The sequence below is a fragment of the Bradyrhizobium manausense genome (assembly GCF_018131105.1).
GTDB classification, from domain to species: Bacteria; Pseudomonadota; Alphaproteobacteria; order Rhizobiales; family Xanthobacteraceae; genus Bradyrhizobium; species Bradyrhizobium manausense_B.
This window is the reverse complement of the sequence record NZ_JAFCJI010000001.1, coordinates 3,599,638-3,624,844: the sequence shown is the minus strand read 5'-3', so window position 1 is coordinate 3,624,844 and position 25,207 is coordinate 3,599,638. Positions and strand designations below refer to the sequence as shown.

Genomic DNA, 25,207 nt, shown 5'->3' with positions numbered 1-25,207 from the left:
AGCACGCCCCGAAAGGAAGACAGCGTGGATCGCCTGAAGATCGAGCGCGTCGGAGGGGTCGCCGGTTTCGGCGGCCCTCACCTCAAGAGTCGCGGCGAGTTGGCCGTGTCTGATCTGTCGTCCGCCGACCAGAAGACGGTGGACCAGCTGTTCGCCGACCCGAAGAAAATCCCTGCGGCGCGTTCCGGGCAGGCCGACGCGTTCACCTACCGCATCACGCGCGGTACCCAGACCATTGAAGTCCCCGAGCATGCCGTGCCCTCGACCATCAAGAACAGCGTCAAGGATGTGCTGGAGTAGAGCTGGGCGGACGCTGTGATGGACGCGACGCTACCGCCTGACGCGGCCGGGGTGTGGGGCGCATCGGCTTCGGCGAGCCGAGAGGCTTATCGCGCCTTGCGCGCCGACCCCTCCCGATGGCTGCCAGTAGCGCTCGACATTGCGCGCGGCCATGGTCTCGATATCAACGCGCCGCATGTGTTTTCGACCGGCACCAACCTCGTGGTCGGGCTCGGCGACAAGCTGATCCTGAAGATATTCCCGCCGCTATTGCGCGCGCAATTCGTCTCGGAGCGCAGCTCGCTGACGCAGCTTGTGGGCCGGCTTCATCTGCCGATTCCCGAGATCATCGTGGAGGGTGAGCGCGATGGCTGGCCCTATCTCGTCATCACGCGCCTTTCAGGTACGCTCGGCTCGGAAGTCTGGCCCTCATTGCCAGAAGCGCAGAAGGAGCGCGTGTTGCGCCAGATCGGCGAGACCATTGCCGCTGTGCAGCGCGCGCCGCTCGGCCCGCTGGCAGAGATGGAGCCGCGGTGGGACGCGTTCATCCGCGCGCAGATGCTGGGCTGTCGCGCGCGCCACACCCGTCTCGGCCTCGCGCCGAAATTCCTTGAAGGCCTCGACGATCTCCTGCGCGATGCCGCAATGCTGATCCCGATGGATGCGCCGCCGGTGATCCTGATCGGCGAATACATTCCGGAGAATTTTCTGCTCGCCTGTCGCAACGGCGACTGGTCACTCGCGGGCCTGTTCGACTTCGGCGACGTCCGTGCAGGCTGGCGCGATTACGATCTGCTCGGCCCCAGCGCCTTCATGTCTGCAGGTCGGCCGCGGAGAGTGCGCAGCCTGCTCGAAGGCTTCGGCTACTCAAATCCCGATTTCGCGCTCAAGCGCCGCCTGATGGCTCTGATGCTGCTGCACCATGCCAGCGACCTCAACAGCCACATTTGCATCGAGGGCTGGCAGGACAAGGCAAATGATCTTGTCGAATTGCAGGAGTTGATCTGGGCGGAGTGATCGCCGGGGGCCGGCTGCCCTTCGAAGCGTGCGACGTTGCCTATTAAGTAGGCTGCCCTCGCAACGATCCAAGGCTCGAGCGCCAAGGTCCAGCCTTCCAAAGTCACAACTTATTACGTAACGTCATGTTGACGGCGATCCGCATCCGCCGTTGCCGGTGCACTGATGTTTGGGAGCGTGATGGCCGATCTGCTGGACGACTATATCGACGCCGTATCGAAAGCCTTGGCGCTGCCGGTGGAAGAGGCCTGGCGGCCTGCGGTACGCGCCAATCTCGAAGTCTCGCTGCGGCTCGGCCGCCTCGTCGACGAATTCGCGCTGCCGGACGAGACCGAGCCGGCGCCGATCTTTACCGTCTGATGCTGCCATGACCACCAAGCCAGAGATGACGGCGTCAGGAATCGCGAGCGCGGTTGCGGGCGGAACGATGTCGGCGCTCGATGCCACTGAAGCGGCCCTCGCGCGCATCAAGCAGCACGACACCGTCCTCAATTCCTTTACCGACGTCACCGCCGATCGCGCCCGCGCCAGGGCGCTCGCCATCGACGCTGACATTGCCGCCGGCAAGACCGTCGGCCCGCTCGCCGGCGTGCCCTTCGCGGTCAAGAACCTGTTTGACGTCGCCGGGCTTCCGACGCGCGCGGGCTCGAAGATCAATCGCGACCTCGCGCCCGCCAAGCGCGACGCCACGCTGATCGAGCGACTGGAAGCGGCCGGCGCTGTGCTCGTCGGCGCGCTCAACATGGGCGAATACGCCTACGACTTCACGGGCGAGAACACCCATGACGGCCCCTCGCGCAATCCGCATGACACGACGCGGATGACCGGTGGCTCGTCGGGCGGTTCAGGCAGCGCCGTCGGAGGCGCGCTGGTGCCGATCGCACTTGGCTCCGACACCAATGGTTCGATCCGCGTGCCATCGTCCTTCTGCGGCATCTTTGGCCTGAAGCCGACCTATGGCCGGCTGTCGCGGGCACGCTCGTTTCCGTTCGTCGCGAGCCTCGATCATCTTGGCCCGTTCGCACGATGCGCCACCGATCTCGCGCTCGCCTATGACGCCATGCAGGGTCCGGATGATGACGATGCCGCCTGTACGACGCGAGGGTTAGAGCCGACATTGCCGTTGATTTCCAATCCGATCTCGGATTTGCGGATTGCGATTGCGGGCGGTTATTTCCAGCAGAATGTGTTTCCGGAAGCCGTCGAAGCTGTCAGCCGTGTCGCCAGGGCGCTTGGTGCAACGAAAGTGGTGGACGTGCCCGAAGCCTTGCGGGCGCGTGCGGCGGCTTATGTCATCACCACCACCGAAGGCGCCTCGGTGCATCTCGACCGCCTGCGCAAGCGCCCGAACGATTTCGATCCGGCTGTGCGGGATCGATTGATCGCCGGCGCGATGGTGCCGGCGCCGCTGGTCGACCGCGCGCAGAAATTCCGCCGCTGGTATCGCGCGCAGCTTGCCGAGATCTTCAAATCCGTCGACGTGCTGATCGCGCCGGCGACGCCCTGCACTGCGCCGAAGCTCGGCCAGGTGAACTTCAATCTCGACGGCGTCGAACTGCCGGTACGCGCCAATATCGGCATCCACACCCAGCCGATCTCGTTCGTCGGTCTGCCCGTGGTCGCGGTGCCGGTGCCGCTCGAGCCGTTGCCGATTGGCGTGCAGATCATTGCCGCTCCCTGGCGCGAGGACATCGCGTTGCGCGTCGCGTACGCATTGGAGAAGATGGGCGTGGTCGCTGCGCCTAGCCCAAGAGGAATTTGAGATGGAGATCGATCTCCCCGACGTGATCGCGGAAGTCAAAGCCGCGTTCGAACGCTATGAGCAGGCGCTCGTCACCAACGACGTCGCCGTGCTCGGCGAGTTGTTCCGCAACGATCCTCGCACGCTGCGCTACGGCATCGGCGAGAACCTCTACGGCTATGAGGCGATCTCCGGCTTCCGCGCCGCGCGTTCGCCGGTCGGCCTCAACCGCCGCACTGCCAAGACTGTGATCTCGAGCTACGGCCGCGACACAGCGGTGGCCTCCACCCTGTTCTATCGCGACACGGTGCCTGGCAAGGTCGGCCGGCAGATGCAGACCTGGATTCGGTTCCCGGAGGGCTGGCGTGTCGTCGCGGCCCATGTCAGCATCATCGACGAGTCGAAAAAGACCTGACCGTATGACGCTTGACGATTTCCCGCCCGGGATACGGCCGGCCGAGCCGGTGGTGCCCCGCATCGACCGTGCCGCTTCGTCGGTGCAGAGGATCACGCGCGCCGAGGAGTTGCGGCTTCAACTCGCCGACGAGATCGTGCAGGGAACTTTTGCGCCCGGGGCCCCCTTGGATGAGACCGACATCGCCCGCCGCTTCCGCGTTTCGCGGACCCCGGTGCGCGAGGCGCTGCGCCAGCTCGTCGCGAGCGGCCTCGTCGAAGCGCGTGCCCATCGCGGCGCAGTGGTAGCGCAGCCGTCGGTCGAACGTCTCAAGAGCATGTTCGAGGCGATGGCGGAACTGGAGGCGCTGTGCGCCGGTCTTGCCGCCGAGCGCATGTCGGCGGCCGAGCGCCACGGCCTGGAAGCGATCCACGAGGAGCTGCGCGTATTGAGCTCCGCCGGCAATCCCGATCGCTTCCATGACGTCAATGAGCGCTTCCATAACGCGATCTATGCGGGCTCGCAGAACGGCTACATCGCCGAGATCACGTTGGCGACGCGCGTCCGCGTGCAGCCGTTCCGCCGCGCCCAATTCCGCAATCTCGGCCGCCTCGCAAAGTCGCAAGCCGAGCACGACCGCGTCGTCGTCGCTATCATGCGCGGCGACAAGCAGGGCGCAGCAGCGGCGATGCGCGCGCATATCGGGCTGGTGCGCGGGGAGTACGAGATTTACGCGGTGTCGGTATAGGTCGTGCCTACGCCGTTGCGGCTTCCGCCATAAACTTCCGCCAGCCGCCATATGACGTGATATCCCGCGCCGCGTTCAGCACTTCCGGCTCGACGAGGAACCCCTTCACATTGCGGCCATCCGCAAGCCGGATCGTGCCGATCGCCATCGGCGCAGGAATCGCGTCGACGAATTTGCCGAAGGCGGACGACGACAGCGACCAGATCTCGAGTTCGATCGATGCGCCCTTGCCGGCCTCGACACGGAGCAAGCCCGGCTTCGGTGGCGTAGTCCCGAGCGCAAAAAGCTTGTAATCGGGCGCCGTATTTGTCGCCTCGACCAGCTTGGCGTTCAGCGCCTTCAACTCGCCGTTCAGCGCCATGCCCGAGAGATGCGCACCGACCACCGCGATCGGGATTTCGTCGCTGCGGCCTTCCGGCAAAGGTGCAAGCGGTGCCTGCGCAACACCCTTGGCGCCAACCGTCAACCTGGTATCGGCATGGAAGACGCGGCCGATGCTGGCGAGCAGCGCATCGCGGCCCGCGGGCGCGAGCAGGGTGATGCCGAACGGAATGCCGTCCGCGCGCATCGATGCTGGCACGGCGAGGCCGCAGAGATCTAGCAGGTTCACGAAATTGGTATAGGTCCCGAGCCGGCTGTTGAGCTCGATCGGATTGGCGAGCACCTGCGCCGTCGTATACGTTGTCGGAGCCGTCGGCAGCACGAGCGCGTCGATGTTGGCAAACGTGCGTTCCGCGGTCTTGCGCAGGCCCTGCAGGCGGTAGAGTGCGGAGAAGGTCTCGGCCGCCGTCAGCCGCGCGCCGGCGGCGGTGATCTCACGCGTCACCGGGTGGATCGAGTCGGGTGCGGACGCGAGCAAGTTCTTGATCACGAGATATCGCTCGGCGACCCACGGGCCTTCGTAGAGCAGCCGGGCCGTCTCGTAGAACGGCTCGAGGTCGAATTCGACCAGCATGGCGCCGAGCGCGGCCCAGCGCTTCAAGGCTTCGCCATAAGCCGCTTCTGCCGTCCTGTCGCCGAAGAAGATGAGCTGCCCGTTACGCGGCACGCCGAGGCGCAGATTCGCGGGGAACGGCGTGACGGGCTGAAGCGGCAGGTCGCGGGAGAATGGATCGGCCTGGTCAGGCCCGGCCAGCACGGAGAGCGCCAACGCGGCGTCGTCCACCGTCAGCGCGAAGACCGAGATGCAATCGAGCGTGCGGCAGGCCGGAACGAGCCCCGCATTCGAGATCATGCCGAGGCTCGGCTTCAGCCCGACGATGTTGTTGAGCATCGCCGGCACGCGGCCCGAGCCGGCGGTGTCGGTGCCGAGAGATAGCGGCACCAGTCCCGCTCCTACCGCGACCGCCGAGCCCGAACTCGATCCGCCAGGAATCAGATCCGCGCGGATTGAGTTCCTCGGAATGCCATAGGGCGAGCGGACGCCGACGAGGCCGGTTGCGAACTGGTCGAGATTTGTCTTGCCGATGATGATCGCGCCGGCCGCGCGCAGTCGTTCGGCTGCAGTCGAGTCATACGTCGGTGTGTAGGAGAAAGCCGGGCAGGCCGCCGTGGTTGGAAATCCCAGAGCGTCGATATTGTCCTTCACCGCGACCGGCACACCATAAAGCGGCAGGCTGGTGGCATCCTTCACGGCGAGCCTTTCGGCCTCCGCGATTGCGTCCTTCTCGTCGCGCAGGCTGATGAAGATGGCGGGATCATTGTGGTCGCGGATGCGCTGATAGGTCCGCGCGATCGTCTGCGCCGGCGTCAGCGTGCCCGCGCGGTGCGCGGCCACAATCGCGGCGATCGTTTCAGGCTGTTCAGCCCCCATGGTGAAAAACTCCGGCAACGGCTTCAGCCTGATTGAAGCAAGTGGTGTGCCATTGTGTACAATGCCCGGGCCGCGCGGCTGCTCCGGATGTTATCGAAAAATCAGCAGCTTGTGCGATGCCGCGATGATTGATTAGGCGATCGTGCCGAGGCTCCGCTGCAATATTTGCCTAAATAATAGGCGGCCTCGATTCAGGTGAAGCCAGCAAGGATCTGGAGTAGTCGCTCCCGGTTCTCCCTGCCGATCTTGTCTTCGACATGCCGCTCGTGCTCGGCTGCGAGGCGCTTGAACTTGGCCAGGGCAGTCTCGCCCGGGGCCGTGAGGTGCAGCGCATGGGAGCGCCGGTCCGCTTTCGACTTGATCCGCTTCACCAGCTTGCGCTGCTCAAGGCTGTCGAGCAGATGCACCAGGCGGGCGCGTTCGATGCCGAGGCGTTTTGCCACCGCCATCTGCGACAGGCCGGGATTGGCGCCGATCACGGTCAGGACCGAGTACTGCGTTGGCCTGATGTCGACGTCGCCGAGCGTTTTGATGAAGTCCTGAAAGATCCAGATCTGGAAGCGCCGCACCGCATAGCCGGCATGGCCGACCAGCGCGTCGAGCCCGATCTCGTCGGCGTCGATCCGCCGCGCCGCCCCGTTGCCGCCGTGTTTGCGCGGGGAGGTGCGGGTATCGGCTCTGGCTGCGCTGGTTCTCACATCGTGTCTCCTGCCGGCTGACCCTAGCGCCTCGACGGCCGAAACGGAAGATTGTTGTTGACGACAACAATTGCCATGATCAACATTATAGCCAAGGCAGCCCGGAACGAGGCTGCGACCGATCCCTGATGCGGGCGAGGAGGAAACCATGACGTCGGCCACTCGCGGCGACCCTTCGGGCCTGTTCGCCACGCCAAAGACCGTCGCGGAGCATCGCGCCGACGGCAGCATCGTGCTGCGCTCGGCGGATTCCCTGCGTGATAGCGCGCGCTGCATTGGCGATTGGCTGGAGCAATGGGCGCGGCAGACGCCGGACAAGGTCTTCCTCGCCGAGCGTGACGGCGCCGATACACCCTGGGCTACCGTGACTTACGCGGGTGCCTTGCGGCGGGTACGCGGAGCGGCGGCCTGGATCCTGGCGCAGGGTCTCAGCGCCGAGCGCCCAGTCGTCATTCTCTCCGACAACAGCATCGATCACGCATTGCTCGCGCTGGCCGCCCAGCATGTTGGCGTTCCCTCGGCCGCGATCTCGCCGGCCTATTCGCTGATGTCGAGGGATTTCGACAAGCTGAAAAGCATGGTCGCGCTGCTCGAGCCCGGCGCGATCTATGTCTCCAGCACCAAAACGTTTGCGGCAGCGCTTGCCGCGATCAAGCCGCTGCACAAGGCGCAGATCATCAGTGGCAACGCCGGCGACGCCGATGCGCTCGCCTTCCGCGAGATCGCGGCAACGCCTGAAACGGCCGATGTTGCAAAGGCCTTCACCGCGGTCGCGTCTGATACGATCGCAAAATTCCTGTTTACTTCGGGTTCGACCGGAACGCCGAAGGCGGTCATCAACACCCAGCGTATGCTGACCTCGAGCCAGCAGGCCAAGGCGCAGACCTGGACGTTCCTGGAGCAGGCCGACAGCGATCTCGTGATCCTCGACTGGCTGCCCTGGAGCCACACCTTCGGCGCCAATCACAATTTCAATCTGGTACTCCGCAACGGCGGCTCGCTCTATATCGACGGCGGCAAGCCGGCGCCAGGTCTCTTCGCGGCCTCGCTCGCGAATCTGAAGAGCGTAATGCCGACGGTCTATTTCAACGTGCCGCGCGGTTTTGACATGCTGATCGCGGCGCTGCGCGGCGATGAGGAACTGCGCCGCCGCTTCTTCGGCGAGGTGAAGTTCGCCTTCTATGCCGGCGCAGCGCTGCCCCAAAATCTTTGGGACGCGCTTGAAGAACTCTCGATCAAGACCGTCGGCCGTTCGATGCCGATGGTCTCAGCCTGGGGCTCGACCGAGACCTCGCCGCTTGCGACGGACTGCCATTTCCTTGCTGAACGCTCCGGCAACATCGGCGTGCCGATTCCCGGCACCGAGCTGAAGCTCGTGACGTCCGGGGACAAGCTGGAGGTGCGCGTGCGCGGACCCAACGTCACGCCGGGCTATTGGAAGGCGCCGGAGCTGACAAAGCAGGCTTTTGACCAAGAGGGCTTTTATCTCATCGGCGACGCCGTAAAGTTGGCGGACGCAGAACGGCCCGAGCGTGGACTTTTCTTCGACGGCCGCGTTGCGGAAGACTTCAAGCTCAACTCCGGCACCTGGGTCAGCGTCGGCACGCTCCGCGTCGCGGGTATCGCCGCGCTTGCGCCGCTCGCGCAGGATATCGTTGTCACTGGTCATGGTGGCGACGAGGTGCGGTTTCTGGTGTTCCCGAACATCGCGGCCTGCCGCGCGCACGCCGGTCTGCCCGAGACGGCAGTCGTGAATGATGTTCTGACGCATCAGAAGGTCAGGACCGCGATCACACAGGGCCTGGCAAAGCTGAAGCAGCAGGGCGCCAATTCCTCAGGTCACGCGACGCGCGCGCTGCTGCTTGCGGAACCGCCTTCAGTCGATGGCGGCGAGATCACCGACAAGGGCTACATCAACCAGCGCGCGGTGTTGACCCGGCGGGCAGAGGCATTGGCGCAGCTGAATGATGACGCGCCGGGTGAGTGGATTGGGTTGTAGCGGCTAAGCGGCGCTACGCTGGTAGTCCCAGGCGCACTCTCCTCACCGTCATTGCGAGCGTAGCGAAGGCAATCCAGAAGCTCACCGCGGAACGACCGGATAGCTTCGTCGCTTCGCTCCTCGCAATGACGGAAGAGGCAAGCGCCCGCCCAAATACGCCAGTCATTCTGCCGCATTACCCTGCACGATTCTTTTGTTGCCGAAGCAACTAATTTATGCGAACCGTTCCAGATCGGGACGACGGCGGGGAAACCGCCGCATCGAATCGGAGGAAACGATGCTCGGCAGAGACGGTGCCGCCGGCAATGGCCGGCGCGCGCCCGGAAGGGACTCGGGATCGCGCCTGGAGGGTAATCCGTCAGGCCTCGGTACCGCTGGTCACCGCGCCGAGATTCTCGTGCAGCCGGCGCAACAGGTCGATCAGCACCTCGCGCTCGTCCTTGTTCAGGCAGGACAACAGCCGCCGCTCACGTTCGAACGCGGCGACGATCACCTTGTCATGAGTGGTGCGGCCCTTCGCCGTCAGCGAGATCGAATGCGTGCGGCCGTCGTTGGGATCGGTGCGGATCGACACATGGCCGCGCCTCTCGAGGCCCGCAAGGGTGCGGCTCACCGGGCCCTTGTCGAAACCGATGACGTGGCAGATGCGCGAGGCGGGGATGCCGGGCTCGATCGCCAGCAACGACATGATTCGCCATTCCGTGACGTTGACGCCGAACTGCTTCTGATAGAATGCGGTCGCGCTGTTCGAGAGCTTGTTGGCGATAAAAGTGATGAAGGCCGGAACGTAACGATCGAGATCGAGCGTCGGCCCGACGTCCGCGGGCACAGGTTTTTGGCGGGATCTGGTCGAAGGCGGCATATCGGGATTCTGTCTCGCGGCGTAGCCAATGACCTAAGGGCAAGCGCTGCCCTTTCACAAGTTCAAAATGAGGGAGGGTGTCAATGAGCTCATCTAGCCCCGCCGTTTCAGGCGTCCCACATCTCGACGTCGATCCTTTCGACATGGCCTTTTTTGCCGATCCCTATCCGACGCATGAGTTGCTGCGCGAGACGGGCCCGGTCGTCTATCTCGACAAATGGAAGCTCTATGGTGTGGCGCGCTATGCCGAGGTCCATGCCGTGCTGAACGACCCCACGACGTTCTGCTCCAGTCGTGGCGTCGGCCTGTCCGACTTCAAGAAGGAAAAGCCGTGGCGGCCGCCGAGCCTGATCCTCGAGGCCGATCCGCCCGAGCACAATCGCACCCGCGCGGTGCTGTCAAAGGTTCTGTCGCCGACTGTGATGAAGGGGCTGCGCGACCGCTTTGCCGCGGCGGCCGAGGAGCGGGTCGATGTGCTGCTGGAGAAGCGCAGTTTTGATGCGATTGCAGATCTTGCCGAGGCCTACCCTCTTTCGATCTTCCCGGATGCACTTGGCTTGAAGCCCGAAGGGCGCGAGCATCTCATTCCCTATGCGAGCCTGGTGTTCAACGCCTTCGGGCCGCCGAACCAGCTGCGCCAGGAGGCGATTGCGCGCTCCGCGCCGCACCAGGCCTATGTCACCGACCAGTGCCAGCGCGACAACCTGACGCCGGGCGGCATCGGCGCCTGCATCCACGCCCATGTCGACGAGGGCGCCATCACGGCGACCGAAGCGCCGCTGCTGGTGCGTTCGCTGCTCTCGGCCGGGCTCGACACCACCGTCAACGGCATCGGTGCAGCCGTGTATTGCCTCGCGCGCTTCCCCGAGCAGTGGCAGCGCCTGCGCGGCGATCTCACCCTCGCGCGCAACGCGTTCGAGGAGGCCGTGCGGTTCGAAAGCCCGGTGCAGACCTTCTTCCGCACCACCACGCGTGAGGTCGAACTGTCCGGCGCGACCATCGACGAGGGCGAAAAGGTGCTGATGTTTCTCGCCGCCGCCAACCGCGACCCCAGGCGCTGGGACAAGCCTGACAGCTACGACATCACCCGCCGGACTTCAGGGCACGTCGGCTACGGATCCGGCATCCATATGTGCGTGGGCCAGCTCGTGGCGCGGCTCGAAGGCGAGACGATGCTCTCGGCCCTGGCGCGCCGTGTCGCCACGATTGAGATCACCGGCGAGCCGAAGCGCCGCTTCAATAACACGCTGCGCGGGCTGGACAGCCTGCCGGTGACGATCACGCCGGCCTGACAGGGCTGGCGACGAAACCGATGAACACAGGGGAGGGACCAATGAAGAATCTGAAGTGGACGCTCGCGCTGGCTGCGAGTCTCATCGGCGGCGCGGCGAGTGCCGAGATCTCGGACAATGCCGTGCGCGTCGGCGTGCTGAACGACATCTCCGGCATCTTCCAGGACACCAATGGCATGGGCTCGGTCGAAGCCGCGCGCATGGCGGCCGAGGATTTCAACGGCGGCGGCAAAGGGATCAAGGTCGAGATCGTCTATGCCGACCACCAGAACAAGGCTGACGTCGGCAATGCCATCGCGCGCAAATGGCTCGATGTCGAAGGGGTCGATGCCATCGTCGACGTGCCGAACTCGGCGGTTGGCCTCTCCATCAACACGCTCCTGCGCGGCAGCCGGATGACATTCCTGGCGTCGTCGACCGCGAGCGCCGATCTCACCGGCAAGGCCTGCTCACCCAATACCATCCAATGGGTCAACGACACCTGGGCAACCGGCAACACAACGGCGGCGGCGATGCTATCGCGCGGCGGCAAGGACTGGTATTTTCTGACGGTCGACTACGCGCTGGGCAAGGGCATCGAGGCGGAAGCGCAGAAATACATCGAGGCGCATGGCGGCAAGGTGCTCGGCTCGTCCAAGCATCCGCTCGGCACGTCGGACTTCGCGTCCTTCCTGTTGCAGGCACAGGGATCGAAGGCGCAGGTGATCGGGCTTGCCAACGCCGGAGGCGACACCATCAACGCCGTGAAGCAGGCCGCCGAGTTCGGCATCCAGCAGAGCGGGCAGAAGCTCGTCGCCTTCCTGCTCTTCATCAACGACGTCCACGGCATGGGCATCAAGGTCGCACAAGGCCTCCAGCTGATGGAGGCCTTCTACTGGGATATGAACGACGACACCCGCGCCTTCGCAAGGCGCTTCGCCGCGCGGCCCGGCATGAACGGCAAGATGCCGAGCGGCAACCAGGCCGGCGTTTATGCGTCCACGCTCGCTTATCTCAACGCGGTCGCGGCGACCGGCAGCGACAATGCCAAGGACGTCGTGCCGGAGATGAAGAAGTTCAAAGGCAAGGACAAGCTGTTCGGCGACACCGCAATCCGCCAGGACGGCCGTGTCGTGCATCCCATGTACCTGTTCGAGGTGAAGAAGCCAGAGGAATCGAAATATCCATACGATTACTACAAGCTGGTCTCGACGATTCCGGCGGAGCAGGCGTTCCGGCCGTTGGCGGAAGGCGGATGCGAGTTGGTGAAGTAGGTCTCGTGCCCGGACGCAGTGCGGCGCGTAGCCCTGCGCTGCAGAGCCGGGGTCCACAGCTTCTGGGTCCCAGCTCTGCGACGCGTCATTTCGTGCCGCGCCGCGTCCGGGACACGAGCGGAGTACTTACACCACCTTGCTGCTCCCCTGCGTGATCAGCCGCGCCGCCCGCTGGTCCCGAGCGTAGATCCACAGCCAGCTCAGCGCGACGCTGAGGCGGTGGCGGAGGCCGATCAGGAAGTAGATGTGGGCGATGCCCCAGATCCACCATGCGATGGTACCGCGCAGTTTGACCTTGCCGAAGTCGATTACCGCGAGCCGCTTGCCGATCTGGGCGAGACTGCCGGAGTGCTTGTAGCGAAACGGACCGGTGGCCGCACTGCGCAAGCGCGCCTTGATGGTCTCGGCGACATGCTTGCCCTGCTGCTTGGCCGCCGGTGCGATGCCAGGCACCGGTTTGCCGTCCCAGGCGTTGATCACAACGGTATCGCCAATCGCAAAGATCTCGGGATGACCGGGAATGCTCAAATCGTCTTCGACCTGCACGCGGCCCGCACGATCGCTCGGTGCGCCCAGCCATTCGGCTGCAGGTGAGGCCCGCACGCCGGCGGCCCAGATCCGTGTCTTTGCATCGAGCCGTGTGCCACCGAAGACAACGCCCTCGCGATTGATGTCAGTCACCGCCTGACCCAGTACGACCTCGACGCCGATTTTTTCGAGCGAGGCCTGCGCGTAGGCCGAGAGCTCATCCGGAAATCCGGCGAGCACGCGCGGGCCAGCCTCGATCAGCACGACGCGCGCCTTGGTCGTGTCGATGTTGCGGAAATCACCGGGCAAGGTGTGATGCGCCATCTCGGCGATGGTGCCGGCGAGTTCGACGCCGGTCGGGCCGGCGCCGATGATCACAAAGGTCAGCCGCGCGGCGCGCCTCGCCGGATCGGTCTCGCGCTCGGCGCGCTCGAACGCCACCAGGATGTGACGGCGCAGCGTGGTCGCGTCCTCCAGGGTCTTCAGGCCCGGTGCCCACGTTTCCCATTCGTCATGACCGAAATAGGCGTGGCGCGCGCCGGTCGCGAGCACGAGGGTGTCATAGGGCACCTCGCTGCCGTCATCGATCAGCACGCATCGGCGCGCGGCATCGACGCCGCTCACGGTCGCAAACAGTGTCGTCACTTCGCGCCTGTCGCGCATGAGATGGCGGACCGGCCAGGCGATTTCGCTGGTCGAGAGCGATGCGGTCGCGACCTGATAGAGCAGCGGTTGAAACAGATGATGGTTGCGTCGGTCGATCAGCGTGATCTCGACCGGGCTGCCTGCGAGCCGGTGGGTCGTCTCCAGCCCGCCGAAGCCGGCGCCGACGATGACGACACGATGGGGAGTTGTGGCCATGATGCACCCTCGAATCTCGCTGCTGCTCTCACTCATTTAAGAGCGGATTGGGCGCCGTGGTCCAATAGCCGTCATCAATCGGGGAATAGGCCTGATGTATCGATCTGCCGCGAAAAAGCGCCGCAGCACCACGGCCGACCTTTTTGCCGGCCTCGGCCGAAGTGAGTAGAACTATATTTCTTGCCATCCCGGTTTGGGGCGAAATATGGTGCAGGGGCGGGCGCTGAGCCATTGGCGGCGCGACGGATTTTGCGTTCAATAGAGACAGGCCCGGGGCGGCGATGACCCCGTTTCCGGGATCAATAATAAGGAGGGGAGTGGTTATGAGGACGACATTCTGGCTGGCGGGCGCAGCGGCGCTGGTGCTGGCAAGCCCGGCTTTCGCCGGCGACACCATCAAGATCGGTTTCGTTTCGACCTTCAGCGGCCCGACCGCCGTGATCGGTAACGACATGCGCAATTCCTTCGAGCTCGCACTCGACCACATGGGCCGCAAGATGGACGGCAAGCCGGTCGAGGTGATCTACGAGGACGATGGCCAGAAGCCTGATGTCGGCAAGCAGAAGACCGAGAAGTTGGTGCAGTCCGACAAGGTCGACTTCCTCGTCGGCTACATCTGGTCGAACGTGCTGCTCGCCTCGCTCAAGACCGCGGTGGACTCGCAGACCATTCTGATCTCGGCGAATGCAGGTCCGTCGCAGCTCGCCGGTGAGCTGTGCTCGCCTTACGTGTTCTCGACCTCGTGGCAGAACGACCAGACGCCCGCCGCCATGGGCCTCTACATGAACCAGAAGGGCGTCAAGAGTGTGTTCCTGATCGGCCCGAACTACGCGGCTGGAAAGGACATGCTGGCGGGCGTGAAGAGCACGTTCAAGGGTGAGGTCAAGGGCGAGGAATACACGGTCTGGCCGAGCCAGCTAGATTTCTCCGCCGAACTCTCGAAGGCGCGCGCCTCGGGCGCGGAGTCGATCTTCGTGTTCTATCCCGGTGCGGCCGGCGTCCAGTTCCTCAATCAGTACGCGCAGGCGGGCCTGAAGAGCACGATGCCGCTCTACACGGCGTTCACCGTCGACGAGCTGTCGCTGCCGCTGCAGAAGGATAACGCGCTGGGCGTTCCCGGCGCGCAGGAATGGGTCAACGACCTGCCCAACGAGCAGAACAAGCGCTTCGTCGCCGACTACCGCAAGAAGTACACCGGCCTGCGCCCGACCTATTACGGCGCGCAAGCCTATGACGCCGCCCAGCTCATCAACAGCGCGGTCGTCGCGGTGAAGGGCGACACCAGCAAGAAGGATGCGATGAAGGCCGAGATGGAGAAGGCCAACTTCAAGTCGCTGCGCGGTCCCTTCAAATACGGCAAGAACCACATCCCGGTGCAGAACTTCTATCTCCAGGACGTGGTCAAGGACGGTGAAGGCCAGCTCTCGCTGAAGACGGTTGCGACCATCGTGGAGAACGACCAGGATCGTTTCCACGACAAGTGCCCGATGAAGTGAAGCTTTGCTCGCTCCCTCTCCATGCGCCTGTCTCGCCGAAGCTTTGGCGGAGGCGGATGCGGGGAGAGGGGCTCTCCCTCCGTCATTGCGTGCGTAGCGAAGCCACCCAGAATCTTCCCGCGAAGGGATTCTGAATCGGTTCTTCGCTGCGCTCCTCGCGATGACGGGGTGGCTGGAGCCTACGCCCGCGGCATGCTCGCAGGCCGCACCTCGCGCGCCTGCGCCGCCAGCCTGATGCCGGCATTGGGCGCGCCGAAACCCTGATAGCTCCGCCGCTCGACGATCTCGAAGAAGAAGCGCTCGTCGAAAATGTGCGTATAGACCTGGAAGAATTCGCCATCACCCTCGCGATCGTAGAGGATGTGGTTGGCGCGGAGCTTTGCCATGACATCGGGCGCCAGGTCGTATTTGGCTTCGATGTCGTCGTAATAATTACCGGGGATATCCAGGAAGTCCGCGCCGCGCGCACGCATCGCGGCGACGGTGGCGAAGATATCCTCGCACGCAAAGGCGACATGCTGCACGCCTGAACCGAAAAACTCCGAGATGAAGCGGGCCGGCAGCGTGCGGTTGGCGGAGGAGCCGTTGACGACGAAGCGCAGGCTCTGGTCGCCATTGATGAGGGCCTGGCTCTGCACGAGGCCGCGGGGGTCCGCGATCTCCATCTGCGGCAGCCGCTTCAGGTCGAGGATGCCGGTGTAGAACAGCAGCCACGACAGCATCTCGTCATAGGGCATCGACTGCGCGATATGATCGACCGCGAGCAGCGCATCGGCACTTGTGTCGCTCGTCACTGGCTCAAAATCCGTGTCCCAGTTCCTGCCGGCCTGGTCGAGAAAATAAAGAAGGCTGCCGCCGACGCCGTGGATCGCAGGAATCTCCAGCTCGCCCGGTCCGACCGGCTGATAGAAGGTGCGCGCCTTCAGCGTTTCGGCCCGCTGCATGGCAAGGCCGGCATTGTCGACATCGAGCGCGATGGCGCAGACGCCGGGGCCGTGCGTGACGTAATGCGAATGCGCAAAGCCGTCGGTCTCGGAGTTGATCACGAGTTCGACCTTGCCTTGCGACCAGCGCTCCACCGCCTTGCTGCGATGCCTGCCGGTCTTGCGGAAGCCGAGCTGTGAAAACAGATGCGCGAGCTCGCCGGCCTTGGTCTCGTTGACCGCGAACTCGATAAAGCCGGTGCCGCTGCTCTTGGCCTTTGGCGCCAGGGGCTCGCCGACGAGCTTTGGCCAGTACGGGGCGAGCTGGTCCTGCAACAAGATCAGCGAGCGCAGGCCGTCGACGGCGGTCTGCGCCGCCGAGCCCGCGCGGAACTGGTCGTTGAAGATCTCCAGCGACCATGGCCCGGCATAGCCGGTCGCGGCGATCGCCTGCATGAATTCGACGACCGGCAGATCGCCCTGGCCAGGAAAGGAACGGAAGTGGCGGCTCCACGACAAGATGTCGAGCTCGAGCTTGGGGGCGTCGGCCAATTGCACAAGAAAGATCTTGTCGCCGGGGATCGAGGCCATGGCGCGGACCGGGAAGCCGGGCGCCAGCGCGTGAAAGCTGTCGAGGATCACGCCGATCGCGGGATGATCAGCGCGCCTCACGATCTCCCAGGCGTCACGGTAGTCGTTGACATGCCGCCCCCAGGCCAGTGCCTCGTAGCCGACGCGCAAGCCCCGCTTGGCGGCGCGATCGCCGAGCTCGCGAAAATCATCGGCCGCGCGGTCGATGCCGCCGAGCGAGGCAGGCGACACGTTGGAGCAGATCAGCAGCAGATCGGTGCCGAGCTCCTGCATCAGGTCGAACTTCCGCTCGGCCCGGGCGAAGTTGCGTGAGCGCTGCGGCTCCGGCATGCCCTCGAAATCGCGGAACGGCTGGAACGCGCAGATCTCGAGATTGAGGTCCTTGCAGAGCTTTGCGATGTCGCGCGGACCTGCACCGAACGACAACAGATCGTTCTCGAAGATCTCGACCGCTTCGAAGCCGGCGGATGCGATGGCGCGCAGTTTTTCGTCGAGGGGGCCTGAAAGAGAGACGGTTGCGATCGAGCGCTTGTTCATGCTGCCTGCTCCATGAGACGGCCCGGAGATATTTTTTGGCCCGTACGCGCGGCTTTGCTGACGGCTTCGACGACCGCGAGCGTCCCCATCGCATCTTCAACTGAGATGAGTGGCTGTTCGCGGCCTGCGATCACCGCGCAGAAATGCCGGAGCTGCTCGGCGAGCGGATCGAATGCCGGCGGTGCGATGGTCGCGCGCGACAACGGCGCGTGCCAGCCGGGCTGTTGCGTATAGGACCACAGCTCCATGTTCGGTACCGACAGCGAGCCGGCGGTGCCGGAGAAAATGTAACAGGGTTGGTCTTGCTTGGGGTACGCAGCGTTCTCGCCGGATGCGAGCTCCCAGCTCCATGGCGCCGGAGTTGCGTCCGACACGGTTACCGTCCCCAGCGCGCCGTTGGCGAACCGCAGCAGCAATGCAGCGGTGTCCTCGACGGCGAAGCCCCGAACCTTGTTCGAGGTCAGTGCCTGCACCTCGGTGATCTCCCCGCAGATGAAGCGGAGATTGTCGATGTCATGAATGAGGTTGATGAGCAGCGGACCGCCACCATGCTCGCGCCGCCATGCCACATCAAAGTAATCATCAGGCTTTTTCAGCAGCCACAACCCGACCACAGCGGTGAGCTGGCCGAGTCTGCCGCTCGTCACCGCCCCACGCGCGGCCTTGATGATGGGATTGTGGCGGCGATGATGGCCGACAAGCATCGGCACGTCGCTCCGTTTGACGGCCGTGCACAAGCGTTGTGCGGCCGCGACGGTGTCGGTCACCGGCTTCTCGATCAGCGCCGGCACGCCGGCCTGCGCGCAGTCGAGCGCCATCTGGAAATGCAGCGCGTTCGGCGAGGCGATGATCAGGCCGTCGGGCTTCTCGTCCGCCAGCAGCGCGCGGTGATCCGCACGCCAGGACGTGTTGAGCGTCCGCGCAAACTCTTTCGCTGCGGGCGAAGGGTCGGCAATGCCGGCCAGCACGCAATCCGGCGCAGCGTCGATCAATTCGACATGGCGGCGGCCGATCAGGCCGGCACCGGCAATTGCGATGCGCATGGGCGCGCTCATGCCGCGCTCTCCTCCATGGCGCCGCCGAGGAAGAGCTGGCCGATGCGGGGATCATTCAGGATGCGCTCCGCCTTGTCGACCATGCGGGTCTGGCCGAGCTCGAGCACGATGCCGATGTCCGAGATCTCCAGCGCCGAGCGCGCGTTCTGTTCGATCATGAGGATGGTGACGCCGCGGTCTCGCAGGCCTTTGAGGATGTCGAATGTCTGCTGCACCATCAGCGGGGAGAGGCCGATCGAGGGCTCGTCGATCAGAACCAGCTTTGGCTCCAGCAGCAGCGAACGGGCGATCTCGAGCTGCTTCTGCTCACCGCCCGAAAGCGTCGACGCCTGTTGGGCCGACTTGCGGCGGAGCGCCGGAAACAAGTCGAGCGCGGCTTCGATCCGCGTCGGCAGGTCGATGCCCTTCCCGGCGGAGACGCCGCCGAGCTCGATATTGCTGCGAACTGATAACTCCGGAAAGATGTTGCGGCCCTGCGGCACGTAGCAGATGCCGGCATTGAGCAGCGCGCGCTGGCTCAAATTCGTGACGTCGCGACCCGCAAAGCTGATCTTGCCATCGCGCAGCTTCAACAGGCCGAAGATCGCCTTGAATACGGTCGACTTGCCGGCGCCGTTGGGGCCGATGATCGTGGTGATTGTGCCCGGCGGCACCGAGAAGGTCGTGCCGTTCAGGATCGTCATCTTGCCGTAGCCGCCGACGAGATTTTGAACCGTAAGGATCGGATCGCTCATGGCTCGCGCTCCTTAATGCCCGAGATAGGCTTCGATCACGGCGGGGTTCTTGCGCACCTCGTCCGGTCGTCCCATGGCCAGCACCTTGCCTTCCGCCATCACCATCACGCGCGAGCACAGCGACATCACGAATTCCATGTTGTGCTCGATCACGACGAAGGTGGCATTCCTTTCGCGATTGATCGCGACCAGCCGCTCCTTGAGGTCGGACAACATTGTCGGATTGACGCCACCGGCAGGTTCGTCGAGCAGCACCAGGCGCGGGCCGCCCATGAACGCCATGGCGGCATCGAGCAGCTTTTGCTGGCCGTAGGACAGGCCGCCGGCCGGTTCTTCCGCGAGATGATCGAGCTTGAAGAAGCCGATCATCTGGTTGGCTGCATCGGTCAGTCCGGCATCTGAACGGCCGACCAGGCGCGAGGCCATATTGCCCTGATGCTCCTGTCCTGCGAGGATCAAATTCTCGCGCACCGAGAGTTTTGGGAATACCTGCAGAAGCTGGAACGTGCGGCTGACACCGAGCTTGTTGAGTTCCGCTGGACGCAGGCCGGTGACGAGCTTGCCGTCGAGCTTGACCTCGCCACCCGTCGGCGTGAGCTGGCCGAGGATGCAATTGAACAAGGTCGACTTGCCGCACCCGTTCGGGCCGATCAGGCCGAGGATCTCGCCCTCGCGAACGTCGAAGGAAACGCCGTCGACAGCAGTGATGCCGCCAAAGCTCTTCCTGATGTCTGTGACTTCGAGCACCGCACTCATTGCGCCGTCTCCAGGCGCGATTTCGCGACGGCCCGCAAAGCCGACGCAGCCTTGGTGCGGCGCTCGGCCACATAGCGGTCGAGGATTCCCAGAATGCCGGTAGGCGACCAGACCAGGAGCCCCATCACCGCGATCGCGTAGAGCATCAGATAATACCCTTCGGTGAAGCGCAGCCATTCCGGCAGCAGCACCGCGATCATCGCGCCCAGGAACGGGCCGAAATAGAAGCCGGCGCCGCCGACGATCACCATCATCAGAAGATCGAGCGAGAGCGACAAGTTGAACGGCACGGGGTCGATATACTGCGTCAGCGGCGCATAGAGCGCGCCGGCGACGCCGCCGAGCGCCGAGCCGATCGCGAACGCCATCAGCGTATACCGGCGGGTGTCGATGCCGAGCGATTGCGCGCGCAGCGGATTTTCGCGCAGCGCCATGAAGGCCCGGCCCCAGGGCGAACGGATCAGCCACCAGATGGCCAGTGAGACGATCGCAAGCGAGCCGAGGCAGACATAGTAGAACGGCAGCGGCTTGGTGGTCGCGATCCCGAAGAAATGAGGGCGCGGAATGTTGGAGATGCCATAGATGCCGCCCGTCAGCCAGCTCTCGTTGCGGAACACGAGGAAAGCGAGCGTGGAGAAGGCGAGGGTGACGAAGGCGAGGTAATGGTGCTGCACGCGCAGCGCGGGGTAGCCGAGCACCCAGCCGACCGCGAAGGCGAGCACGATCGCCACCACGATCGCGGCCGGCAGCGGCCAGCCATGCGTTGTCATGATCGCTGAGGCATAAGCGCCGATGCCGACGAAAGCGCCTTGCGCCAGCGAGACCTGGCCGGCATAGCCGAGCGTGAGGTTGAGCCCCATCGCGGCGATGGTCATCACCGCCCATTGGCTCAGGATGAACAGGCCGTAGCGGTTGAAGTTCATGGGAATCGCGATCAGCCCCGCGATGACGATGAGCCCGAGCGCGATCTTCAGGGGTTTGGCGAAGCCGCTCATACCGTGCGCTCCTCGGCGCGGCCGAGCAGTCCTTGCGGCCGGAACAGGATGACGGCGATCAGGAAGATCATCGGCACGGCGGCGCGATACTGCGTCGAGATGTAGGCGGCCGCGAGGTTGTCGAGCACGCCGATCAGCAGGCCGCCGGCGATGGCGCCGCGCACCTGGTTGAAGCCACCGACGATCGCGGCGATGAAGGCGGCCTGGCCCAGCACCTCACCGGAGGAGAATTTGGCGAGATAGATCGGGGTGATCAGGAGCGAGGCCAGCGCGACCAGGAAGGCGTTGATCAGGAAGGTCAGCAGAATCATGCGTTCGACGGGCACGCCGATGATTCGCGCGACCGTCGGGTTTTGGGCTGCCGCCTGCATCTGGTGACCGAGCGAGGTACGGTTGAGCAGCGTGGTCAGGCCGAAGACGGCCAGGATGGCGACGACGAGCACGCCGATGCTTTGCAGCGAGACCACGTGTCCGAGCACGGTGATGTCGCCGGTCGGCACGATCGAGGGGAAGGGTGAGGCCTCGGCGCTGAAGAACTGCTTCACGGCTTCCTTGATGCCGATCGCCAGCGCCATGGTGGCGATCGCGAGCGGCAGCACGCCATGGCGCATCATCGGATCGACCAGCAGCATCTTGAAGGCGAGGCCCAGCAGGATCATCGACAGCAGGATGCCAAGGATGATCGCGAGCCAGAACGGCGCGCCGACATGCATCGCGGCCAGCATCAGGAACGCCGGCAGCATCACGAACTCGCCTTGCGCGAAATTGATGGTCTGCGAGGTCTGCCACAGCAACGTGAAGCCAACCGCAACCAGCGCATAGATCGCGCCGGTGGCCAGTCCCGCGACCAGAAGATCGAACAGATTGGACATTGTCCCCTCTCGCGTCCCGTGCCCGCTCCTTCTTCTCCCTCTCCCCGCGAACAGCGGGGCGAGGGAGAAGGGATAGACCTCACTTCACCTTCGGCAGCACCTGCTTCACCACCTGCTTGCCGTCGACCACCTCGACCAGGAAACTCTGGCGATCGATGTCGCCGTTCTGGTCGAAGGTGACGTCCATCAGAATGCCTGGCTCGTCGGCGGCCTTGATGGTCAAGCCATGCAGCGTGTCGGCAAACGCCTTCGGATCGACCTTGCCCATCTTCTCGGTGGTGGCCTTCACCATGTAGACGGCGAGGTAGCCCTTCAGGCCGTTATGATCGGGCACATAGTTGTACTTCTTCGAGAAGCGGTCACGGAAACCCTTGATCAGGTCGACCGGCGCGTCGGTGGTGAGGCCGACATGGCCGCGCGCGCCGTTGGCGGCATCACCGGCGAGCTCGATCACCTTCTGGCCGATCAGCGTGGTCTCGCCCATCAGCGGCGCGGTGACGCCCTGGCGCTTCAGCTCCTTGAGAATACGCGCGCTCTCTTCTTCGTTGAGGTAGACGAACACGGCGTCGGGGTTGGCGGCTTTGATCTTGCCGACGTCGGCGGCGAAATCGGCCTGGCCCGCTTCGGTGGAGAGGTCGGCGACCACCTTGGAGCCGAGCCGCTCGAGTTCCTTGATCACGACGTCGCGCCCGCCGCGGCCGAAGTCATTGTTGACCCAGACCACCGCGACCGTCTTCGCCTTCATGTCGTCATGGATGTATTTTGCGACCTTCGGCATCGAGGATTGCTGGCCGAACGAAGTGCGGAACAGGAACTTGTTGCCGGCCTGCGTCAGCTCGGCGGCCTCGCCGCCCATGATTTGTGTGATGCCGGCTTCGGCGGCGAGTGGGGCGGTGACTTTCACCGAGCCGGAATAACCGGGCCCGAGCAGCACATAGGGCTCGGCGTCGAGCGCCTTCTGCACCTGCGCGCGCGCCACGCCGGGGTTCGACTGCGAGTCGGCATGGGTGACTTCGAGCTTGCGGCCGAGCACGCCGCCCTTGGCGTTGATCTCCTCGATCGCGAGGTCGATGCCGTTCTTCCAGTTGGTGCCGACCGTGGCGCCGCCGCCCGAGAGCTCAGCGACGTCCGCGAGCTTGATCGCCTGTGCGAAGGCGCCCGTCGTCGTGATTGCGGTAAGCAGCGCGCCCACCAGTAGCGTTGACTTCATCGTCCTCTCCTCCCGTTTCAATTTTGCAAGCGGCCTTGTGTCCGGCCGCTTCGTCTCAGGTTGCCTGATAGGCGGCGCCACGTGCGGCCATCACGGCGTCAAAAGCCTCTCCCATGACTTCGGTCGACGGGGCAAGGCCGGTGAACAGTTCGAAGGCGTCGGCGGCCTGGTAGATCGCAAGCTCGCGCCCGGTCATGATCCGCGCGCCCTTTGCTTGTGCAGCGGCAAGCAGCGGCGTGATCAGCGGCGAATAGACGGCGTCAGCGACCCACAGGTCTTTGCGCAGCAGGGCCGGCGGCACCGGCGTGTCGCGGTTCGGCAGCATGCCGACCGGCGTGCCGTTGACGAGGCCGGTTGCGCCGTCGAGCGCATCCGCGACGCTTCGGGCCACCCGCGCGCCGCCATGCTTGGCCAGCAGCGCGGCGAGCTTCTCGGCCCGCGCCGGCTCGCTGTCGAAGATGCGAAGGTCCGCCACCTGAAGGCTCGCCAGCGCAAAAGCGATCGCTTTGCCGACGCCGCCGGTGCCGATGACGGCCACTGCATTTTTGGATGGCGCCAGCAACGGTTTGACGGCGCGCGCAAAGCCGGTGGTGTCGGTATTGTGGCCGATCAGCCGGCCGTTCTTGACGACGACGGTGTTGACCGCAGCCATGGTGGCCGCGGTCGTGGCCAGCTCGTCGAGCAGCGGCACCACGGCTTCCTTGTAGGGGAACGTGACGTTGACGCCGGCAAAGCCGAGCCGCCGCACGCCCTCGATCATCATGCGCAGCCCAGCGGCATCGGCGCCGGCGACCTCGATGAGCTGGTAATGACCGCGCAGGCCGAGTGCCTCGGCGGCGCGTTCATGCATGGCAGGGGAGGCGGAATGGGCGATCGGCGCGCCGATCAGGCCGGTCAGGAGCTTTTTGGGGGCAGCAGGGCCGCGGCTAGACATGATCCACTATCGTCTCTTGAGGCGCGTTGATATCAGGCCATTAGCGGGGAAATCCGCGCAATTCCAAGAGGGACGATAGTCATTCCCCTGCCTAACACAATTACCCATTTATCCGGCAAACCTAACATTATGTTATTTCTTTCGGCCGCGCCCCACTGCGGTTTTGCCGTTGTTCCGCGACGGCTCGACCGCGCGCATCTCGGCGCGCAGGAACTCGATGAAATGCTCGACATGGAGCGACAGCGGCGCGCCGCGCTTGACCGCGATATAGGTGTCGAAGCGGGTCGGCTCGGTGATCTTGATGAGTTCGATCCCGGGATAGCCGCCATGGGCGACTGTGAACTGGTCGATGATGGCGATGCCGAGCCCCGCCTTCACCAGCGCACAGACGGTGGTGCCGAATCGCGCGCGGATGGTGATGTTGTACTCCAGTCGGTTGCGCGCGAAGATCTCGGCCATGATCCGGCCGTAGGGATCGTTGGGATCGATGCCGATGAGCGGATAGCGGGTGATCTCGGCGGCCGAGACCTGCTTGCGGCCGGCCAGTTCGTGGCCCGGCGGCACGATGCAATAGAGCTCGCCCGAGGCGAGCGGCATGAAGTCGAGCCCGGAATGCTCCAGCCGGTAGCTCATCGCGACGCACTCGCCGCGGCCGAGCATGAGATAGTCGATGGCTTCCTCGAGCTTGAGGATGTTGATGTCGATGCCGAGATCGGGATAGCGGCGGCGGACGCGCTCGATCGCGCGCGGAACCATCACCTGCGAGATGCTCGGCACCGAGCCGATGCGTAGCTCCGACAAGCCGCCGCGGCCGATCTTGGAGATGATCTCGGAGAGATCGTCGACCTTCTTGTAGACACCGTTGATCTGCTCAAAGATGTTCTCGGCTTCCGGCGTCGGGACGTAGCGGCCGTTCTGGCGCTGGAAGAAGCGGATGCCGAGCGAGCGCTCGGTGTATTTGACCAGGCGGCTGATTCCCGGTGCCGAGACGTTGAGCAGCTTGGCGGCGCCGCCAATGGTGCCCGTCACCATCACGGCACGGATCACTTCAACCTGGCGCAGCGTCATCATGGTCATGGCATCCGAAAGACGATCGGTGCGGCGATCATCTCACGAGAGCTGCGATGTCAGCTAGCGGCAAGTGTCCGACGGTGTGGATGAAGGAGGCGCCTCACCCACCAGGGGAGGACAGGAACTCATTCACGACGATATTGGCAGATCAGGTTCGCGGTCGGAAATCAGCGCGCTCAAATCGAAGGGCGTCGTCGCGTGATCTGTTGCGCCGGCGTCGTTTGCTGCGACCGCGTTCTAGCCTGCCGGTCCCTCCGGCGTCACGCTGCCGGGGCGCTCCGCGCGTTCGCTTCGCAGCACGTCCCGCGCGAACTCGATGATCTTCTGCTTGTTTGCCGTATCGCGGACGGCGAAAAACACGCGGTTCAATTCCAGGCCGAGCACGCTGTTGAGGGCGATGTTCTCGTCTTCCATCATGGCTTTCCCGCTCTAGACGCCTTAGGTGTAACTGGACGTTACTTCCTCCACAAGTAGATTAAATCTTCGGTGTCAGGGCCACACCGGGGAATTACGGACGCGGTGAATTGAGGCAGCCCCCAAAGACGTGC

Annotated in this window: 24 protein-coding genes; 10 read left to right on the top strand and 14 right to left on the bottom strand. The window is 64.4% G+C overall.

Annotated elements, in window-relative coordinates:
* Nucleotides 1-24 precede the first annotated feature (24 nt).
* The 6 genes from JQ631_RS17375 (at nt 25) to JQ631_RS17350 (ending at nt 4,179) form a co-directional block, all read left to right on the top strand.
* The gene (locus JQ631_RS17375) at nt 25-300 is read left to right on the top strand and encodes a protealysin inhibitor emfourin (RefSeq protein WP_212327903.1); all 276 of its coding nucleotides are present in this window, start codon (nt 25-27) and stop codon (nt 298-300) included.
* Between the two features lie 18 nt (nt 301-318).
* Nucleotides 319-1,296: an aminoglycoside phosphotransferase family protein gene (locus tag JQ631_RS17370; protein WP_212327902.1), complete on the top strand. Its 978-nt coding sequence runs from the start codon at nt 319-321 to the stop codon at nt 1,294-1,296.
* Nucleotides 1,297-1,476: 180 nt separating this feature from the next.
* The gene (locus JQ631_RS17365) at nt 1,477-1,656 is read left to right on the top strand and encodes a DUF4089 domain-containing protein (protein ID WP_212327901.1); all 180 of its coding nucleotides are present in this window, start codon (nt 1,477-1,479) and stop codon (nt 1,654-1,656) included.
* Nucleotides 1,657-1,663: 7 nt separating this feature from the next.
* Entirely contained in the window at nt 1,664-3,058 is a 1,395-nt protein-coding gene (locus JQ631_RS17360) for an AtzE family amidohydrolase (RefSeq protein ID WP_212327900.1), read from the top strand.
* A gap of 1 nt (nt 3,059) precedes the next feature.
* Nucleotides 3,060-3,452, top strand: a complete 393-nt coding sequence (gene hpxZ, locus JQ631_RS17355) for an oxalurate catabolism protein HpxZ (protein ID WP_212327899.1) — start codon at nt 3,060-3,062, stop codon at nt 3,450-3,452.
* Between the two features lie 4 nt (nt 3,453-3,456).
* Complete coding sequence (locus JQ631_RS17350; RefSeq protein WP_212327898.1) at nt 3,457-4,179, top strand: GntR family transcriptional regulator; 723 nt, start codon at nt 3,457-3,459, stop codon at nt 4,177-4,179.
* Nucleotides 4,180-4,186: 7 nt separating this feature from the next.
* Here JQ631_RS17350 and atzF read toward each other — a convergent pair whose 3' ends face one another.
* Nucleotides 4,187-5,992, bottom strand: a complete 1,806-nt coding sequence (atzF, locus tag JQ631_RS17345) for an allophanate hydrolase (protein WP_212327896.1) — start codon at nt 5,990-5,992, stop codon at nt 4,187-4,189.
* Nucleotides 5,993-6,183: 191 nt separating this feature from the next.
* A complete protein-coding gene (locus JQ631_RS17340; RefSeq protein ID WP_212327894.1) occupies nt 6,184-6,690 on the bottom strand; it encodes a MarR family winged helix-turn-helix transcriptional regulator in 507 nt (168 codons plus the stop codon).
* Nucleotides 6,691-6,838: 148 nt separating this feature from the next.
* Between JQ631_RS17340 and JQ631_RS17335 the strand changes: the two genes are divergently transcribed.
* The gene (locus tag JQ631_RS17335) at nt 6,839-8,689 is read left to right on the top strand and encodes a feruloyl-CoA synthase (RefSeq protein WP_212327892.1); all 1,851 of its coding nucleotides are present in this window, start codon (nt 6,839-6,841) and stop codon (nt 8,687-8,689) included.
* A 358-nt stretch (nt 8,690-9,047) separates the two neighbouring features.
* Here the strand turns inward: JQ631_RS17335 and JQ631_RS17330 are convergent, their stop codons facing one another.
* Nucleotides 9,048-9,551 (bottom strand): MarR family winged helix-turn-helix transcriptional regulator, encoded by a 504-nt coding sequence (locus JQ631_RS17330; protein ID WP_212327890.1) that lies wholly within the window; start codon nt 9,549-9,551, stop codon nt 9,048-9,050.
* A gap of 83 nt (nt 9,552-9,634) precedes the next feature.
* Between JQ631_RS17330 and JQ631_RS17325 the strand changes: the two genes are divergently transcribed.
* Together JQ631_RS17325 and JQ631_RS17320 are read left to right on the top strand one after the other, a co-directional pair.
* Entirely contained in the window at nt 9,635-10,843 is a 1,209-nt protein-coding gene (locus JQ631_RS17325) for a cytochrome P450 (protein ID WP_212327888.1), read from the top strand.
* A gap of 41 nt (nt 10,844-10,884) precedes the next feature.
* Nucleotides 10,885-12,096, top strand: coding sequence for an ABC transporter substrate-binding protein (locus tag JQ631_RS17320; protein ID WP_212327887.1), 1,212 nt, complete (start codon nt 10,885-10,887; stop codon nt 12,094-12,096).
* A 126-nt stretch (nt 12,097-12,222) separates the two neighbouring features.
* Here JQ631_RS17320 and JQ631_RS17315 read toward each other — a convergent pair whose 3' ends face one another.
* Nucleotides 12,223-13,485 carry an NAD(P)/FAD-dependent oxidoreductase gene (locus tag JQ631_RS17315; protein WP_212327886.1) on the bottom strand — a complete coding sequence of 421 codons (1,263 nt, stop codon included), beginning with the start codon at nt 13,483-13,485 and terminating at the stop codon, nt 12,223-12,225.
* A 323-nt stretch (nt 13,486-13,808) separates the two neighbouring features.
* Between JQ631_RS17315 and JQ631_RS17310 the strand changes: the two genes are divergently transcribed.
* Nucleotides 13,809-14,981, top strand: a complete 1,173-nt coding sequence (locus tag JQ631_RS17310) for an ABC transporter substrate-binding protein (RefSeq protein WP_212327885.1) — start codon at nt 13,809-13,811, stop codon at nt 14,979-14,981.
* Nucleotides 14,982-15,160: 179 nt separating this feature from the next.
* Here the strand turns inward: JQ631_RS17310 and JQ631_RS17305 are convergent, their stop codons facing one another.
* The 10 genes from JQ631_RS17305 to JQ631_RS17260 all read right to left on the bottom strand — a co-directional run bounded on the left by JQ631_RS17305 (nt 15,161) and on the right by JQ631_RS17260 (nt 25,076).
* The gene (locus JQ631_RS17305) at nt 15,161-17,032 is read right to left on the bottom strand and encodes a bifunctional sugar phosphate isomerase/epimerase/4-hydroxyphenylpyruvate dioxygenase family protein (RefSeq protein ID WP_212327884.1); all 1,872 of its coding nucleotides are present in this window, start codon (nt 17,030-17,032) and stop codon (nt 15,161-15,163) included.
* Nucleotides 17,029-18,087 carry a Gfo/Idh/MocA family protein gene (locus tag JQ631_RS17300; RefSeq protein ID WP_212327883.1) on the bottom strand — a complete coding sequence of 353 codons (1,059 nt, stop codon included), beginning with the start codon at nt 18,085-18,087 and terminating at the stop codon, nt 17,029-17,031. Before JQ631_RS17300 ends, JQ631_RS17305 begins: the two co-directional genes overlap by 4 nt.
* Complete coding sequence (locus tag JQ631_RS17295) at nt 18,084-18,821, bottom strand: ABC transporter ATP-binding protein (protein WP_212327882.1); 738 nt, start codon at nt 18,819-18,821, stop codon at nt 18,084-18,086. Before JQ631_RS17295 ends, JQ631_RS17300 begins: the two co-directional genes overlap by 4 nt.
* A gap of 12 nt (nt 18,822-18,833) precedes the next feature.
* Complete coding sequence (locus JQ631_RS17290) at nt 18,834-19,577, bottom strand: ABC transporter ATP-binding protein (RefSeq protein WP_212327881.1); 744 nt, start codon at nt 19,575-19,577, stop codon at nt 18,834-18,836.
* Nucleotides 19,574-20,572, bottom strand: coding sequence for a branched-chain amino acid ABC transporter permease (locus tag JQ631_RS17285; protein WP_212327879.1), 999 nt, complete (start codon nt 20,570-20,572; stop codon nt 19,574-19,576). The genes JQ631_RS17290 and JQ631_RS17285 overlap by 4 nt, the downstream gene beginning before the upstream one ends.
* Nucleotides 20,569-21,444 (bottom strand): branched-chain amino acid ABC transporter permease, encoded by an 876-nt coding sequence (locus JQ631_RS17280; RefSeq protein WP_212327877.1) that lies wholly within the window; start codon nt 21,442-21,444, stop codon nt 20,569-20,571. The genes JQ631_RS17285 and JQ631_RS17280 overlap by 4 nt, the downstream gene beginning before the upstream one ends.
* Nucleotides 21,445-21,523: 79 nt before the next feature.
* Nucleotides 21,524-22,654 (bottom strand): ABC transporter substrate-binding protein, encoded by a 1,131-nt coding sequence (locus tag JQ631_RS17275; RefSeq protein ID WP_212327875.1) that lies wholly within the window; start codon nt 22,652-22,654, stop codon nt 21,524-21,526.
* A gap of 55 nt (nt 22,655-22,709) precedes the next feature.
* The gene (locus JQ631_RS17270; protein ID WP_212327873.1) at nt 22,710-23,588 is read right to left on the bottom strand and encodes a shikimate dehydrogenase; all 879 of its coding nucleotides are present in this window, start codon (nt 23,586-23,588) and stop codon (nt 22,710-22,712) included.
* A 132-nt stretch (nt 23,589-23,720) separates the two neighbouring features.
* Nucleotides 23,721-24,659, bottom strand: a complete 939-nt coding sequence (locus JQ631_RS17265) for a LysR family transcriptional regulator (RefSeq protein ID WP_212328631.1) — start codon at nt 24,657-24,659, stop codon at nt 23,721-23,723.
* 237 nt (nt 24,660-24,896) lie between these two features.
* Nucleotides 24,897-25,076, bottom strand: coding sequence for a hypothetical protein (locus JQ631_RS17260; RefSeq protein WP_212328668.1), 180 nt, complete (start codon nt 25,074-25,076; stop codon nt 24,897-24,899).
* Nucleotides 25,077-25,207 lie beyond the last annotated feature (131 nt).